Raw genomic sequence first — 14797 nt, 5'->3', positions numbered from 1 at the left:
CGGGTGCCGGCGCGGGGGGCCGCGCGAGTACGGGGGGCCGGTCCCGCGGGGCCGAGCCGCCGTACCAGGGGCGGGCAGCCGCGCGCCGTGCCGCCCAGGCCACGCAGAAGGGCGGCCGCCGCCGTGGCGCCACGGACGCGCAGGGCGGCCGAGGCGGGGGCCAGCCCCCGAAGAAGCGCATCATCGATTACCCCCGTTGGGGGAAGGACGGATGGCGCCGCTGGATGCCGTCCTGGAAGCTCGCCTCCGGGCTGTGCCTGTTCTTCTTCGGCAGCCTGGTCGCGGTCGCGGGCGTCGGCTACGCGATGGTGGGCATCCCCAACGAGAACGACGCCGCCAAGTCGCAGAACAACGTCTTCTACTGGGCCGACGGCAGCCGCATGGTGGCGACCGGCACGGGGGCCAACCGGCAGAACGTGACGCTCTCCGACATCCCCAAGGCCATGCAGAACGCGGTGATCTCCGCGGAGAACAAGAGCTTCTACGAAGACTCGGGCGTGGACCCCATGGGCGTCGGCCGGGCCCTGTTCAACATGGCGAAGGGTGGTGACGCGCAGGGCGGTTCGACGATCACCCAGCAGTACGTCAAGAACACCTACCTGAGCCAGGACCAGACGGTCAGCCGCAAGTTCAAGGAGCTCTTCATCTCCATAAAGGTGGGGACGAAGCTCGAGAAGCCCGACATCCTGCAGGGCTACCTGAACACCTCGTACTACGGGCGGAGCGCGTACGGCATCCAGGCGGCCGCGCAGACCTACTACGGCGTCGACGCCGACAAGCTCACCCCGAGCCAGTGCGCCTTCCTCGCCGCGCTGCTCAAGGGCCCGACGTACTACGACCCGGCCGGTGCCACGAACATCGACAGCACCGCGACGGCGAAGGCGAACCGGGCCCGCTCCGAGGAACGCTGGAAGTGGATCCTCGGCGAGATGTACAAGGACGGCAAGCTCGACAAGGACGAGTACACCGAGGCCGTCAGCAAGTACCCGATGCCGCAGGGCCTCAAGGCGACCGCCGGCATGAGTGGTCAGATCAGCTACCTGGTCGACATCGCCAAGAGCTACGTGCTGAGTCACTCGGACATCAGCCAGAGCCAGCTGGACAAGGGCGGTTACGAGATCCACACGACCTTCGACAAGACGAAGGTCGAGTCGCTCAAGAAGGCCGTCGACAAGGTCCGCAAGGACAACATCAACCCGAAGAAGCGCGACGCCGACAAGTATGTCCAGTTCGGCGCGGCGTCCGTGGTGCCGGGTGACGGCAAGATCGTCGCCATCTACGGCGGCGAGGGCTACGAGCACGGCCAGTTCAACAACAACGCCAACACCACGGGTGTCCCCGTCGGTTCCACCTGGAAGCCGTTCGTCCTGGCCGCGGCGATGCAGTACGGCACCAATCAGACCAACGGCGTCGGGCTGTCGCCGCAGAGCAAGTACAACGGCAACGACCTGCTCAAGATCAAGGACCATGAAGGCAACTGGGTCCTGAAGAAGGACGGCAGCGTCTTCAAGCAGAAGAACGAGAGCGGGTACCCCTGGGGCTACATCACGCTGCGCAAGGCGATGGAGCAGTCCATCAACACCCCCTTCGTGCAGCTCGGCGAGGACGTCGGACTGCCCAAGGTGGCCGAGATGGCGAAGAACGCGGGCGTGCTGGATTCGAGCTTCGAGTCCCTGAACGCCTCGTTCTCGATCGGTACGTCCAAGCCGTCCGCCATCCGCATGGCCGACGCCTACGCGACGTTCGCCTCGTCGGGCACGCAGGCCGAGCCCTACTCCGTCACCAAGGTGGTCGCGGGCGGCAAGGTCCTGCCGGGCTTCGGCAAGCCGAAGATCAAGCGGGACGCGATCGACAGCAACGTCGCCAACAACGTCACCGACGTGCTGCAGAACGTGGTCAAGAACGGCACCGGTCAGAAGGCCCTGGCGGTCGGCCGCACGGTGGCGGGCAAGACGGGTACCACGGACAGCGAGAAGGGAACCAGGTCCGCCTGGTTCGTCGGGTACACCAAGCAGCTGTCGACCTCGGTGGTCCTGTTCCGGGAGAACCCCAAGAAGCCCGGTCTGATCGGCATGGCGGGCACCGCGGGGAAGGACTCCGCGCACGGTGGTGAGATGCCGGCGGAGGTCTGGGCGAAGTACATGACCGAGGCGCTCTCGGGGAAGGACGAAGGCTTCCCGGACCCCGGGAAGATCGGCGAGGTCAAGGACCAGGCCGGCGCCCCGTCGCCGAGCCCCTCGGTCTCGGCCAGCCCGACCGAGTCGGCGACCACGAACCCGACCCCGACCATCTCGCAGCCGCAGACCACGCCGACCCCGACCGACTCCGGGGCCTGCAAGCCCTGGCAGTGGGGTTGCCAGGACGGCGGTGGTGGCAACGACGGTGGAGCCACGGACGGCGGCACGGGCGGGACACCGTCGTCGACCCCGTCCTCCAGTACCACCGGCAGGGGCAACGGAGGCAACGGCAACAACGGCGGGCTCCTAGGAGGCAATGGCGGTTGACCGCCCCGCGTTGCGCAGAGCAGTGACCCGCGGCCGCGGAGGGCAGCACGCCCTCCGCGGCCGCGGGCGTTCCCGCCGGGTGGAGGGCTGCGTGGGGATCCGACGCTCCGCGCGTGGCGATGTAGGGCAGGATGTGGCCCATGACGATCGTGCGCGAAGACCCCCACCACGAGGCCTCGGAGGCCGAGGCGGTCGTGCCCCCGACCCGCGAGGACCCGGTCGCCGTGGCCGGGAGCGAGGTCATCGGCGGCCCGCTCGGCCGCTTCGCGGCCGTGGGGCGGCGGGGGTGGTGGAACCCCCTGCGCGTGGTCGTGCTGGTCGCGATCGGGATGTTCGCGCTGGGCATGGTGCAGAAGCTGCCGTGCTACGACAGCGGCTGGTTCTACGGGGCGAACGCCCAGTACAGCCACGCCTGCTACTCCGACATCCCGCACCTGTACTACGGCCGGGGCTTCGCCGACGACCTCGTCCCGTACTTCGACCGCATCCCGGACACGGTCTCCGGCGGCATGGGTTACCTGGAGTACCCGGTCCTGACGGGGCTGTTCATGGAGGTCGCCTCCTGGCTCACCCCGCACGGCGGCACGATCCAGCACCGGGAGCAGATCTACTGGCTGGTCAACGCCGGGATGCTGCTGGTCTGCACCGCCGTCATCGCGGTCTGCGTCGCCCGGACCAACCGGCGCCGCCCGTGGGACGCGCTGCTGGTCGCGCTGGCGCCCGCGTTCGCGCTGACCGCGACCATCAACTGGGACCTCTTCGCGGTCGCCCTCGCGGCGGCCGGGATGATGCTGTGGTCGCGCAACCGGCCGCTGGCCGCGGGCATCCTGATCGGGCTGGCGACGGCCGCCAAGCTCTACCCGGTGCTGCTGCTGGGGCCGTTGTTCCTGTTGTGCCTGCGGGCCGGGAAGCTGAAGGCCTGGAGCGCGGCGGTGGGCGGTGCCGCGGTGGCCTGGTTCGTGGTGAACCTTCCCGTGATGCTGCTCGCCCGGGACGGCTGGGCGAAGTTCTACACCTTCAGCCAGGAACGGGGCGTCGACTACGGCTCGGTCTGGCTGATCATCTCCCAGCAGACCGGCAAGTCCATCGACGGCGCGAACTCCTACGCCATCGCGCTCATGCTGCTGTTCTGCGCCGGCATGGCGGGGCTGACCCTCTTCGCCCCGCGGCGCCCGCGCTTCGCGCAGCTGGCCTTCCTCGTCGTGGCGGCCTTCATCCTGACCAACAAGGTCTACTCGCCGCAGTACGTGCTGTGGCTGGTGCCCCTCGCGGCGCTCGCCCGGCCGCGCTGGCGGGACTTCCTGATCTGGCAGGCGGCCGAGGTCATGTACTTCCTCGGGATCTGGTCGTACCTGGCGTACACGACGGGCGGCAACAGCAAGGGCCTGCCCCAGGACGGCTACCACCTGGCCATCGCGGCGCACCTGATCGGGACGCTGTACCTGTGCGTGGTCGTCGTCCGCGACATCGTCTTCCCCGAGCGCGACGCGGTCCGCCAGGACGGCTCGGACGACCCCTCGGGGGGCGTGCTGGACGGGGCGGAGGACGCGTTCGTGCTGGGGCGGTCCCCGCACCAGCCCCGGCACGCGGCGCCGCTGCAGGGCGGGCCCGAGGACGGTCACGGCTACGGCGAGGCGCGCCCGGTGCAGTGGGGCGTGGACCCGGCGCCGCCGGCCCCGCCCCACTGAGCGGAGGGGACGCCCGGGGCGTTCAGCGGTCGACGACGCGGTCGAACGTGGTCGTCGTGTGCCGCAGGTGCGCCACCAGCTCGTCCCCGACCGCCGGGGGCGCCACGTCGCCCGGCAGGAAGAGGATCGACACCTGCATGTGCGGGGGCTCGGCGAACCAGCGCTGCTTGCCGGCCCACACGAAGGGCGACAGGTTGCGGTTGATGGTGGCCAGACCGGCCCTCGCGACGCCCTTGGCGCGCGGCATGACGCCGTGCATGGCCTTGGGGGCCTCCAGGCCCACCCCGTGCGACGTACCGCCCGCCACGACGACCAGGTGGCCGTCCTCGGAGGCCTTGTTCTGGCGGTAGCCGAAGCGCTCGCCCTTGGCGATGCGGGTGACGTCCAGGACGGCGCCCCGGTACTCGGTGGCCTCGTGGTCGCCGAGCCACAGCCGGGTGCCGATCCGGGCGCGGAAGCGGGTCTGCGGGAACTGGTTGCGCAGCTGGGTCAGCTCGCCGGCCTTCAGGTGGCTGACGAACATGGTGTGCAGCGGCAGCCGGGCCGCGCGCAGCCGTTCCATCCAGCGGAAGACCTCCTCCACCGCGTCGGAGCCGTCGGTGCGGTCCAGCGGCAGGTGGATGGCGAAGCCCTCCAGGCGGACGTCGTCTATGGCCGAGTGCAGCTTGACCAGGTCGTCCTCGCTGACGCCGTGGCGCCGCATGCTGCTCATGACCTCGATGACCACCCGCGCGCCGACCAGGCCGCGCACGCCTTCTACGGAGGACACGGAGCGGATGGCGCGGTCCGGCAGGGGCACCGGCTCCTCGCCCAGCCGGTACGGGGTCAGCACCAGCAGGTCGCCCCCGAACCAGTCCTTGATCCGGGCGGCCTCGTACGTGGTGCCCACGGCGAGGACGTCCGAGCCGAGCCGGATCGCCTCCTCGGCCAGGCGCTCGTGCCCGAAGCCGTACCCGTTGCCCTTGCAGACGGGGACCAGCCCGGGGAACTGCTCCGCCACGGACTGCTGGTGCGCACGCCAGCGCGCGGTGTCGACGTACAGGGTGAGCGCCATGGCCGGAACGAGGACCTTTCTGCGGTGTCTGCGGTCGGTCGGGCAGGTGGGTCAGCGGCGGGACATGTAGATGTCGAGCGCCTTGTGCAGGAGCTTGTTGAGCGGGAAGTCCCACTCGCCCAAGTATTCGGCAGCCTGCCCGCCGGTGCCCACCTTGAACTGGATGAGACCGAAGAGGTGGTCGCTCTCGTCGAGCGAGTCGCTGATGCCGCGCAGGTCGTACACGCTCGCGCCGAGCGCGTAGGCGTCCCGCAGCATCCGCCACTGCATGGCGTTGCTCGGCCGGACCTCGCGCTTGTGGTTGGCCGAGGCCCCGTACGAGTACCAGACGTGCCGGCCGACGACGAGCATCGTCGCGGCGGCGACCGCCTCGCCCTCGTGCTGGGCGAAGTACAGCCGCATGCGGTTGGGGTCCTCGGAGTTGAGGACCTGCCACATGCGCTGGAAGTAGGACAGAGGCCGCGGGCGGAAGTGGTCGCGCTCGGCGGTCACCTCGTACAGCTGCTGCCACACGGGGAGGTCGTCGTAGCTGCCCTGGACGACCTCGACGCCGGCCTTCTCGGCCTTCTTGATGTTGCGCCGCCACAGCTGGTTGAAGCCCTTCTGGACGTCGTCCAGGCTGCGGTTCTCCAGCGGGACCTGGAAGACGTAGCGGGGCTGCACGTCGCCGAAGCCGGCGCCGCCGTCCTCGCCCTGCTGCCAGCCCATGCGGCGCAGCCGGTCGGCCACCTCGAAGGCGCGGGGCTCGATGAAGGTGGCCTCGACGTCGCGCAGGCGCTTGACGTCCGGGTCGGCGATGCCGGACTTGATGGCGGCCGCGTCCCAGCGGCGGATGACGACCGGCGGGCCCATCTTCACGGAGAACGCGCCCTGCTGCTTCAGGTGCGCCAGCATCGGGCGCAGCCACTCCTCCAGGTTGGGCGCGTACCAGTTGATCACCGGGCCCTCGGGGAGGTAGGCGAGGTAGCGCTTCACCTTGGGCAGTTGCCGGTAGAGCACCAGGCCGGCGCCGATCAGCTCACCGGTCTTGTCGTCGAACCAGCCGAGGTTCTCCGAGCGCCACTCCGTCTTGACGTCCGCCCAGGCGGGAACCTGGCAGTGGCTTGCCGAGGGCAGGCTCTGGATGTACGCCAGGTGCTGTTCCCGACTGATGGTCCTCAGGGTCAAGCTCATGCGGGGCGCTCCCCATCGCTGCGGCTACGGCATTGCTGACTGCACTACTGCGCCGAAGCCTACTGCGAACGGCGAACGCCCCCACGAGGGCTGTGGACAACTAGGTCCGCGGCTTCGCCCGGCGAGGGCCGGGAAACGAGGGCTAGGACACCACCCCGCCGAAGAGGCCGCCGTGGGCCATGCCGATGTAGAAGCCGACCGCGGCCAGCCCCATGCCGATGATGAAGAAGAAGCGCTCGGCCGTGGTGGCGGAGCGGTACTGCCCGACGGCGCCCACGAGGATGCCGACCAGGCCGGCCCAGGAGCTGAGCAGGTGCAGCCCGCTCCAGAACGCCGCGATGGAGGAGATCAGGCCGAGCACGACGGTCGCGACGGCCAGGGTGTTCTCCACCGGGTGGGGTCGGCCGTCCGAGTTGAGGGTGCTGAGGATCCGCTGGTAGAGACGGCTGCCGGTGGTGGGTCGCACTGCCTGTGCCATAGGGCACCTCCGTGATGGAGAGGTGGCGCATCGTAGCGCCGGACACACCCGATGTGTACAGATTGCGGGCTTCCGGGGCCGGATTTCAACCGGAAGCCACGAGGCGGGTAGTGTGTACCGTCTGCACCGGTGTCTGTGCAGGTCCACACGACGGTCCCGAAGGGCCTTCGGGGAGCGATCCCCGGAACGCCGCGGGCGTTGTCGGTGGGCCGCGATACCGTTGCGACGCGATGCAAACCCTCCTGCCACGGAAACGCCGTGGCCGCTGAGTCCAAAGGAGGTGGGTTCCACATGCGTCACTACGAGGTGATGGTGATCCTCGACCCCGATCTCGAGGAGCGTGCTGTCTCCCCGCTGATCGAGAACTTCCTCGGCGTCGTCCGCAATGGCGGCGGCAAGGTCGAGAAGGTCGACACCTGGGGCCGTCGTCGTCTTTCGTACGAGATCAAGAAGAAGCCCGAGGGCATCTACTCGGTCATCGACCTCAACGCCACTCCTGAGGTCGTCAAGGAGCTCGACCGTCAGATGAACCTGAACGAGTCGGTCCTCCGGACCAAGGTCCTCCGTCCCGAGACCCACTGAGCCTGACGGCTCAGGCAGTCGGGAAACCGAGAAGCCAAGCAAAGCCGAGAGGTCACTCACCATGGCAGGCGAGACCGTCATCACGGTCGTCGGCAATCTCGTCGACGACCCCGAGCTGCGCTTCACCCCGTCCGGTGCGGCGGTCGCGAAGTTCCGTGTCGCGTCCACTCCCCGCACCTTCGACCGGCAGACCAACGAGTGGAAGGACGGCGAGAGCCTCTTCCTCACGTGCTCGGTCTGGCGGCAGGCGGCGGAGAACGTGGCCGAGTCGCTCCAGAAGGGCATGCGCGTCATCGTGCAGGGCCGTCTGAAGCAGCGCTCGTACGACGACCGCGAGGGCGTCAAGCGGACGGTCTACGAGCTGGACGTCGACGAGGTCGGCGCCAGCCTGCGCAGCGCGACCGCCAAGATCACCCGGGCCAGCGGCGGCGGCGGTGCCTCGCGCGGCGGCCAGGGCGGTTACGGCGGCGGCGGTGGCGGCCAGGGCGGCGGCTGGGGCGGTGGCCCCGGTGGCGGCCAGGGCGGTGCGCCCGACGCCGATCCGTGGGCGACCGGCGCTCCGGCCGGTGGTGGCCAGGGCGGCGGTGGCGGCGGCTGGGGCGGTGGCTCCGGCGGCGGCGGCGGTTTCTCGGACGAGCCGCCCTTCTAAGGGCGGCGGCGTACCAAAATTCTTGATCACACTGGAGAGAGACAATGGCGAAGCCGCCTGCTCGCAAGCCTAAGAAGAAGGTTTGCGTGTTCTGCAAGGACAAGATCACCTACGTCGACTACAAGGACACGAACCTGCTGCGGAAGTTCATCTCCGACCGCGGCAAGATCCGTGCCCGCCGGGTCACCGGCAACTGCACCCAGCACCAGCGCGACGTCGCCACGGCCGTGAAGAACAGCCGTGAGATGGCGCTGCTGCCCTACACCTCGACCGCTCGCTAAGGAAGGGTGACCGAGCAATGGCGAAGATCATCCTCACCAACGAGGTCAGTGGCCTCGGTGCCGCCGGCGATGTCGTCGAGGTCAAGAGCGGCTACGCCCGCAACTACCTGATCCCGCGCGGCTTCGCGATCGCGTGGACCAAGGGTGGCGAGAAGGACGTCGAGCAGATCCGCCGCGCGCGCCGGATCCGTGAGATCGCGACCGTCGAGCAGGCCAACTCCTTCAAGGCGCAGCTCGAGGGCGTCAAGGTCAAGCTGTCGACCCGCGCGGGCGACGCCGGCCGGCTGTTCGGTTCGGTGACCCCGGCCGACATCGCCGCCGCCGTCAAGGCCGCGGGCGGTCCGGACGTGGACAAGCGCCGGATCGAGATCGGTTCCCCGATCAAGACGCTGGGCTCGCACAAGGTGTCGGTGCGTCTGCATCCCGAGGTCGAGGCCGCTCTCGACGTCGAGGTCGTCGCTTCCTGACACTCGCGCACCGAGTGAACGCCGGGCCCGGAACCGCGAGGTTCCGGGCCCGGCGTCGTTCACGTACGGGAGCCGTGCGGAAGGCGTGCGGGATGACCTGCGGGTCAGGCGCGTACGGCGCCGGTGACGGCCCACTTCCCCGAGCGGGCGCGCCAGTGGAGCCCGGCCAGCCGGGTGAGCATCATCAGCCCCATCGCCCACCACAGGGCGGTGAGTCCCCCGCCCAGGGCCGGTACGGCCAGCGCCACCGGGGCGAAGACGGCGAGGGTGACGACCGTCGACCAGGCCAGGTAGGTGCCGTCGCCGGCGCCGATGAGGACCCCGTCCAGCACGAAGACCACGCCGCAGACCGGCTGGGAGAGCGCCGCCACCAGCAGGACGGTCGTCAACTGGGAGCGCACGGCCGGGTCCGGGGTGAACAGCGGGGCGATCAGCGGCCGGGAGACGGCCAGGAGCAGGCCGATCACCACGCCGGAGGCGATGCCCCACTGCACCATGCGGCGGCACGCGGCCCGGGCCCCGGCCACGTCGTCGGCGCCGAGGTAGCGGCCGATGATGGCCTGACCCGCGATGGCGATGGAGTCCAGGGCGAAGGCCGCCAGCGACCAGAGGGTGGTGGTGATCTGGTGGGCGGCGACGGAGGCGTCCCCGAGCCGGGCCGCGACCACGGTGGCGAGCAGCAGGACGGCCCGCAGGCTCAGGGTGCGGATCAGCAGGGGCGTCCCGGCCTGGGCGCAGGCGCGGATGCCGGCGAGTTCGGGCCGGAGCGAGGCGCCGTGCCGGCGGGCGCCGCGGACCACGACGGCGAGGTAGACGGCCGCCATCGCGTTCTGGGCGATGACGGTGCCCCAGGCGGAGCCGGCGATGCCGAGGCCGGCGCCGTACACCAGCACCACGTTGAGCACGGCGTTCACGGCGAAGCCGCCGACGGCGACGTAGAGCGGGGTACGGGTGTCCTGCAGCCCGCGCAGCACACCGGTGGCGGCGAGGACGACGAGCATCGCGGGGATGCCGAGGGCGCTGATCCGCAGGTAGGTGACGGCGTACGGCGCCGCGGTGCCCGAGGCGCCGAACAGGTCGGCGAGGGCGGGTGCCGCGGGGACGGCGACGGCGACCGCGGTGGCGCTGATGAGGAGGGCGAGCCAGATGCCGTCCATGCCCTGGCGGATCGCCGCGGGCAGGTCGCCCGCGCCGACCCGGCGGGCGACGGCGGCGGTGGTGGCGTAGGCGAGGAAGACGAAGACGCCGACGAGGGTGGTCAGCAGGGCGCCCGCGACACCGAGCCCGGCGAGCTGCGACGTGCCGAGGTGGCCCACGATCGCGCTGTCGGCCATGAGGAAGAGCGGTTCGGCGACCAGCGCGCCGAAGGCGGGCAGCGCGAGGCCTATGATCTCGCGGTCGTGGCGGCGTACGGCCTGCTGGGCGGAGTGTTCGGCGACCTGGGGCACCCGGCAAGGGTAATCATCCACATGTAAGGGATGCAAGGCAATGCAGCCTCTTACTTGCGGCTGCACAGGGTGATCTCCTCCGTGCCGTTTGTCGTGATCTTGGGCCGAGCGGGCAAGTTTTTCTTGTCCACAGTGGGTGGATGAAGAAAGCGCAGGTCAGCCACGTGATCATTGCGTGATTGTGTGCTTGTCCACCGCGCTGTCCCCCGCCCTGTACACAGCTGGAGCGGGCTTCTCCACAGGTAGGGGCGGTTCTTCAACAGGTCATCCCCAGCCCCTGTGGATAACCGTCTTGGCTGTGGGCCCCGCGGACCCCTACCGTGGGGCGTCGCCCGACGTGCCACAGGTGTGTCCGGGCGGCTGATTGTCAGAGCCGTGGCGTAGGAAATGGAACACGACGCAGCGGTCCGCGCCGGAGGGGAGGAGGTGACAGGGGGTGAGCCAGCCCGAACCCGCGGACGACCATTGGGGGAGCGAGCCGCCGTTCCCGCCGGACGGTCCCGGTGACCGCCTGCCCGTCTCCCGCTTCCGCCGGAGGGACGAGCGGGACCGCGACCGCGACCGTGACGACGACCGCGGAGCGGCCGGCTTCGAACGCGTACCCCCGCAGGACCTGGACGCCGAGATGTCGGTGCTCGGCGGCATGCTGCTGTCCAAGGACGCCATCGCCGACGTCGTCGAGGTGCTGAAGGGCGCCGACTTCTACCGGCCCGCCCACGAGACCATCTACGCCGCGATCCTCGACCTCTACGCCCGCGGTGAGCCCGCCGACCCCATCACCGTCGCCGCCGAGCTGACCAAGCGCGGTGAGCTCGTGCGCGTGGGCGGGGCCCCCTACCTGCACAGCCTCGTCAACGCGGTGCCCACCGCCGCCAACGCCGAGTACTACGCGGAGATCGTGCACGAGCGCGCGGTCCTGCGCCGGCTCGTCGAGGCGGGCACGCGCATCACACAGATGGGGTACGCCGCCGACGGCGACGTCGACGAGATCGTCAACTCCGCGCAGGCCGAGATCTACGCCGTCACCGAGCAGCGCACCAGCGAGGACTACCTCCCGCTCTCCGAGATCATGGAGGGCGCCCTCGACGAGATCGAGGCCATCGGCTCGCGCAGCGGCCAGATGTCCGGGGTGCCCACCGGCTTCGCCGACCTGGACTCCCTCACCAACGGCCTGCACCCGGGCCAGATGATCGTCATCGCCGCCCGTCCCGCGATGGGCAAGTCCACGCTCGCGCTGGACTTCGCCCGCGCCTGCTCGGTCACCAACGGCATGCCCAGCGTCTTCTTCTCCCTCGAAATGGGCCGCAACGAGATCGCGATGCGCCTGCTGTCCGCCGAGGCCCGGGTCGCCCTGCACCACATGCGTTCCGGCAACATGACCGACGACGACTGGACGCGGCTGGCCCGCCGCATGCCCGACGTCTCCGCGGCGCCCCTCTACATCGACGACTCGCCGAACCTGTCGATGATGGAGATCCGGGCCAAGTGCCGTCGGCTCAAGCAGCGCAACGACCTCCGGCTGGTCGTCATCGACTACCTCCAGCTGATGCAGGCGGGCGGTTCGCGCCGGCCCGAGAGCCGTCAGCAGGAGGTCTCCGACATGTCCCGCAACCTCAAGCTCCTGGCGAAGGAGCTCGAGGTGCCGGTCATCGCGCTCTCCCAGCTGAACCGTGGCCCCGAACAGCGCACGGACAAGAAGCCCATGGTCAGCGACCTGCGTGAATCGGGCTCCATCGAGCAGGACGCGGACATGGTGATCCTGCTGCACCGCGAGGACGCCTACGAGAAGGAGTCCCCGCGCGCGGGCGAGGCCGACCTGATCGTCGCCAAGCACCGCAACGGCCCCACGGCCACCATCACCGTGGCCTTCCAGGGCCACTACTCGCGCTTCGTGGACATGGCCCAGACCTGAGCCGTCCGCGGGCGGGATCCGCCGTGCGACCTCCGCGCGGCAGGACGGCGGCTCAGCTCAGTGCCACCATCAGCGGTGCGTGGCGGCGGTGTTCGTCGCCGGGCAGGTCACGGTCACCGAGCACCATGAGGGTGTTGGGGAAGACGGGGGCCACGCCGTGCTCCGCGGCCCAGCCGTCGAGACCGCCGGGGGTGCCGGTGCGCAGGTCGAGGCGGACGGGTGTGCCCGCGTCGCGGGTGATCGCGTCGATCAGCCCCTTGGCCCCGGCCGCGCTCCCGGCGACGACGGGACCCACGACCAGGGTGTCCGCGTTGAGCCAGGCCGAGGCGTAACCGGTCAGGACACCGTCCTCCTCGGCGACCAGGACGCGTTCGGCGAACCGCGGCAGGTCGCGCAGGAGGGGTGAGCGGTCCGCGCCGAACACCTCGGCGTCGAGGGCGAGCAGGGCCGGCAGGTCGGCATCGGTGAAGGGCCGCGGCTGCGCGGCGGCGGGACCGTCGGTCCCGGCGGGCACCGGCGGGGCGAAGCGGCCGCGGTGGGTGACGACGGTGCCGACCGCCCGGAAGCCGAGCTTCTCGTAGAGGGGGCGGCCGCGGTCGGTGGCGTGCAGGGTGACGGTGTCGTCGCCCGCCTCGGCCAGGACGTGGGTCATGATCCGCCGCCCGAGGCCCTGCCCCTCGTACCGGGCCGCGACCAGGACCATGCTGACCGCCGCCAGGCCGCCCGCGTAGCGCGTCAGGACGGTGGTGGCGGCCAGGCCGTCGCCGTCGGGGGCGTCGATGCCGTAACCGGTGCCGTGGGTGAGCAGGAAGCGCCACTTGTGCTCCTCGGCGCCCCAGTCGCGGCTGACGGCCAGCGCGCTGCAGGCGGGGAGGTCGGCGGGGGTGAGGCGGCGCACGGGGGCCGTGGGGGATGTCATGCGGGCAGCGTGCCGTGGCGGCGGCGGGCGGCACCCATAGTTTTCCCCTATGGGCATCGGCCGGAGCCTGGCTATCCTCCGGGAGTGACGCTGACCTTGCCCGGCCTGCGGGCGTTCGTGGCGGTGGCGCGTACGGGTTCGTTCTCGTCGGCCGCGCGGCAACTCGACGTACGGCAGCCCACGGTGAGCGAGTCGGTGCGCCGGCTGGAGGCCGCCGCGGGGCGGCCGTTGCTGGTGCGGAACCGCGAACGGGTCGAACTGACCGACCTGGGACGACGGATCCTGGCCCACGCGGTGGCGGCGGTCGACGCCGCGGACGAACTCGAGGGGCTGCTGGACGGGGCGTCCCGGCCGTTCACCGTGGGCTTCCTGGGGGAGGCGGCGGCCGGCCGCACCCGAGAGCTGCTGGACCTGGTCCAGGCCCGCGCCCCGGGCGACGTGCGGCTGCGCCGCTACGACTTCGACGATCCCTCCTGCGGGCTGCTGGACGGGCACTCCGACCTGGCCATCGTGTGGCCCCCGTTGGACGCCCCGGGACTGGGGATGGTGACCGTCTCCAGCGACCGGCGCTGCGTGGCGCTGCCCGCGACGGACCCGCTGGCCCGCAGGACCGAGGTCGCGCCCGCCGAACTGGGCGGCAGGACCTGGGTGGTGCCGCGGACCGGGGACGCGGCCTACGCCGGCTTCCGCCATCCGTCGGCCGTGGGCGTGGCCCACGTGGCCGGGACGGTGCCGTCGGGGTCACTGGAGGAGACGCTCGAACTCGTGGCGGCGGGGCGGGGTTGCGCACTGGCGAGCACGGCGACCGACGAGCACTACGCGCGGTCGAACGTGGTGATCGTGCCGCTGGCCGGGGACGTGCGCTGCACGGTCGCGCTGGCCTGGCGGGCGGCGGACCGCAGGCCCGCGGTCCGCGGGGCGGCGGAGGACGCCGCCCGGTTGTTCGGAGGGACGCCGCCGGGGACCGGCCGGGCGGCGGGTGACGAGGGAGGGACCGCGTGGGACGGCTGCACATCTTCGACATGGACGGGACGCTGATGCACGGCTCCTCGGCGAGCATGGAACTCGCCCGGGAGCTGGGGCTGGTGGCGGAGTTCCGCGAGCTGGAGCACGCGCTCGGGCGGGGTCTGCTGGACCCGCCGGGCTACGCGGAGCGGGCGTACGAGCTGTGGCGGGCGCTCACCCGGGCGCAGGTGGCGGCGGCGTTCGAGGGCGCCCCGTGGCTGGCCGGGATACGGGAGGTGTGGGCGGACATCGCCGCCCGCGGGGAGCACTGCGCGGTGGTGTCGCTCTCCCCGGACTTCTTCGTGCGCCGGCTGCTGGAGTGGGGGGTGCACGCGGTCCGGGCGTCGGCCTTCCCGGAGGTCCCGTTCGGCCCGGCGGCGGGCCTGGACGTGGCGGGGATCCTGCTGCCGGAGACGAAGGTGACGGCGGCGGACGAGCTGTGCGCCCGGTACGGGGTCAGCCGCGCGGAGTGCGTGGCGTACGGGGACTCGCTGTCGGACACGGCGCTCTTCGCGGCGGTGCCGGTGTCGGTCGCGGTCAACGGGGACCACCACGTGAGCGGGCTGGCCAGCCATGCGTACACGGGGCGCGATTTGCGTGAAGCGTATGCGCTGGTCGTGGGCTGAATACGTGACGG

Annotated in this window: 14 protein-coding genes; 9 read left to right on the top strand and 5 right to left on the bottom strand. The window is 70.9% G+C overall.

Features of this window, described 5'->3' with window-relative positions:
- Window positions 1-224 precede the first annotated feature (224 nt).
- Together ACFYYN_RS00445 and ACFYYN_RS00440 are read left to right on the top strand one after the other, a co-directional pair.
- Complete coding sequence (locus tag ACFYYN_RS00445) at window positions 225-2504, top strand: transglycosylase domain-containing protein (protein WP_500544165.1); 2280 nt, start codon at window positions 225-227, stop codon at window positions 2502-2504.
- A gap of 140 nt (window positions 2505-2644) precedes the next feature.
- Window positions 2645-4192 carry a glycosyltransferase family 87 protein gene (locus tag ACFYYN_RS00440; RefSeq protein WP_500330922.1) on the top strand — a complete coding sequence of 516 codons (1548 nt, stop codon included), beginning with the start codon at window positions 2645-2647 and terminating at the stop codon, window positions 4190-4192.
- 22 nt (window positions 4193-4214) lie between these two features.
- Here the strand turns inward: ACFYYN_RS00440 and ACFYYN_RS00435 are convergent, their stop codons facing one another.
- From ACFYYN_RS00435 to ACFYYN_RS00425, 3 genes are all read right to left on the bottom strand, one after another.
- Window positions 4215-5246, bottom strand: coding sequence for an alanine racemase (locus ACFYYN_RS00435; protein ID WP_499512908.1), 1032 nt, complete (start codon window positions 5244-5246; stop codon window positions 4215-4217).
- Window positions 5247-5297: 51 nt separating this feature from the next.
- Window positions 5298-6419, bottom strand: coding sequence for a lipid II:glycine glycyltransferase FemX (locus ACFYYN_RS00430; protein ID WP_500544164.1), 1122 nt, complete (start codon window positions 6417-6419; stop codon window positions 5298-5300).
- 142 nt (window positions 6420-6561) lie between these two features.
- Window positions 6562-6897 carry a hypothetical protein gene (locus ACFYYN_RS00425; protein ID WP_499512910.1) on the bottom strand — a complete coding sequence of 112 codons (336 nt, stop codon included), beginning with the start codon at window positions 6895-6897 and terminating at the stop codon, window positions 6562-6564.
- Between the two features lie 291 nt (window positions 6898-7188).
- Here ACFYYN_RS00425 and rpsF point away from each other — a divergent pair, with 291 nt between their 5' ends.
- The 4 genes from rpsF to rplI all read left to right on the top strand — a co-directional run bounded on the left by rpsF (window position 7189) and on the right by rplI (window position 8876).
- Window positions 7189-7479 (top strand): 30S ribosomal protein S6, encoded by a 291-nt coding sequence (gene rpsF, locus ACFYYN_RS00420; RefSeq protein ID WP_361791024.1) that lies wholly within the window; start codon window positions 7189-7191, stop codon window positions 7477-7479.
- A gap of 61 nt (window positions 7480-7540) precedes the next feature.
- Window positions 7541-8128: a single-stranded DNA-binding protein gene (locus ACFYYN_RS00415; protein WP_500330925.1), complete on the top strand. Its 588-nt coding sequence runs from the start codon at window positions 7541-7543 to the stop codon at window positions 8126-8128.
- Between the two features lie 44 nt (window positions 8129-8172).
- Window positions 8173-8409 carry a 30S ribosomal protein S18 gene (gene rpsR / locus ACFYYN_RS00410; protein ID WP_026250812.1) on the top strand — a complete coding sequence of 79 codons (237 nt, stop codon included), beginning with the start codon at window positions 8173-8175 and terminating at the stop codon, window positions 8407-8409.
- Between the two features lie 17 nt (window positions 8410-8426).
- Window positions 8427-8876, top strand: a complete 450-nt coding sequence (gene rplI / locus ACFYYN_RS00405; RefSeq protein WP_089225418.1) for a 50S ribosomal protein L9 — start codon at window positions 8427-8429, stop codon at window positions 8874-8876.
- 104 nt (window positions 8877-8980) lie between these two features.
- Here rplI and ACFYYN_RS00400 read toward each other — a convergent pair whose 3' ends face one another.
- Window positions 8981-10324 (bottom strand): MATE family efflux transporter, encoded by a 1344-nt coding sequence (locus ACFYYN_RS00400; protein ID WP_500544163.1) that lies wholly within the window; start codon window positions 10322-10324, stop codon window positions 8981-8983.
- Between the two features lie 436 nt (window positions 10325-10760).
- Between ACFYYN_RS00400 and dnaB the strand changes: the two genes are divergently transcribed.
- Window positions 10761-12236: a replicative DNA helicase gene (gene dnaB / locus ACFYYN_RS00395; RefSeq protein ID WP_499512913.1), complete on the top strand. Its 1476-nt coding sequence runs from the start codon at window positions 10761-10763 to the stop codon at window positions 12234-12236.
- 52 nt (window positions 12237-12288) lie between these two features.
- On the opposite strand, the gene ACFYYN_RS00390 is transcribed toward dnaB, so the two are convergent.
- The gene (locus ACFYYN_RS00390; RefSeq protein ID WP_500544162.1) at window positions 12289-13155 is read right to left on the bottom strand and encodes a GNAT family N-acetyltransferase; all 867 of its coding nucleotides are present in this window, start codon (window positions 13153-13155) and stop codon (window positions 12289-12291) included.
- Between the two features lie 84 nt (window positions 13156-13239).
- Between ACFYYN_RS00390 and ACFYYN_RS00385 the strand changes: the two genes are divergently transcribed.
- Together ACFYYN_RS00385 and ACFYYN_RS00380 are read left to right on the top strand one after the other, a co-directional pair.
- On the top strand, window positions 13240-14193 hold the full coding sequence (locus ACFYYN_RS00385) for a LysR family transcriptional regulator (protein WP_500544161.1): 954 nt from the start codon (window positions 13240-13242) through the stop codon (window positions 14191-14193).
- Window positions 14154-14786 (top strand): HAD family hydrolase, encoded by a 633-nt coding sequence (locus ACFYYN_RS00380; RefSeq protein ID WP_500330932.1) that lies wholly within the window; start codon window positions 14154-14156, stop codon window positions 14784-14786. The genes ACFYYN_RS00385 and ACFYYN_RS00380 overlap by 40 nt, the downstream gene beginning before the upstream one ends.
- Window positions 14787-14797: the final 11 nt, after the last annotated feature.

The sequence above is a fragment of the Streptomyces sp. NPDC001902 genome (assembly GCF_042891295.1).
Taxonomy (GTDB): Bacteria; Actinomycetota; Actinomycetes; order Streptomycetales; family Streptomycetaceae; genus Actinacidiphila.
The sequence above is the reverse complement of the archived record's forward strand: the minus strand, read 5'-3'. Positions and strand labels throughout refer to the sequence as shown.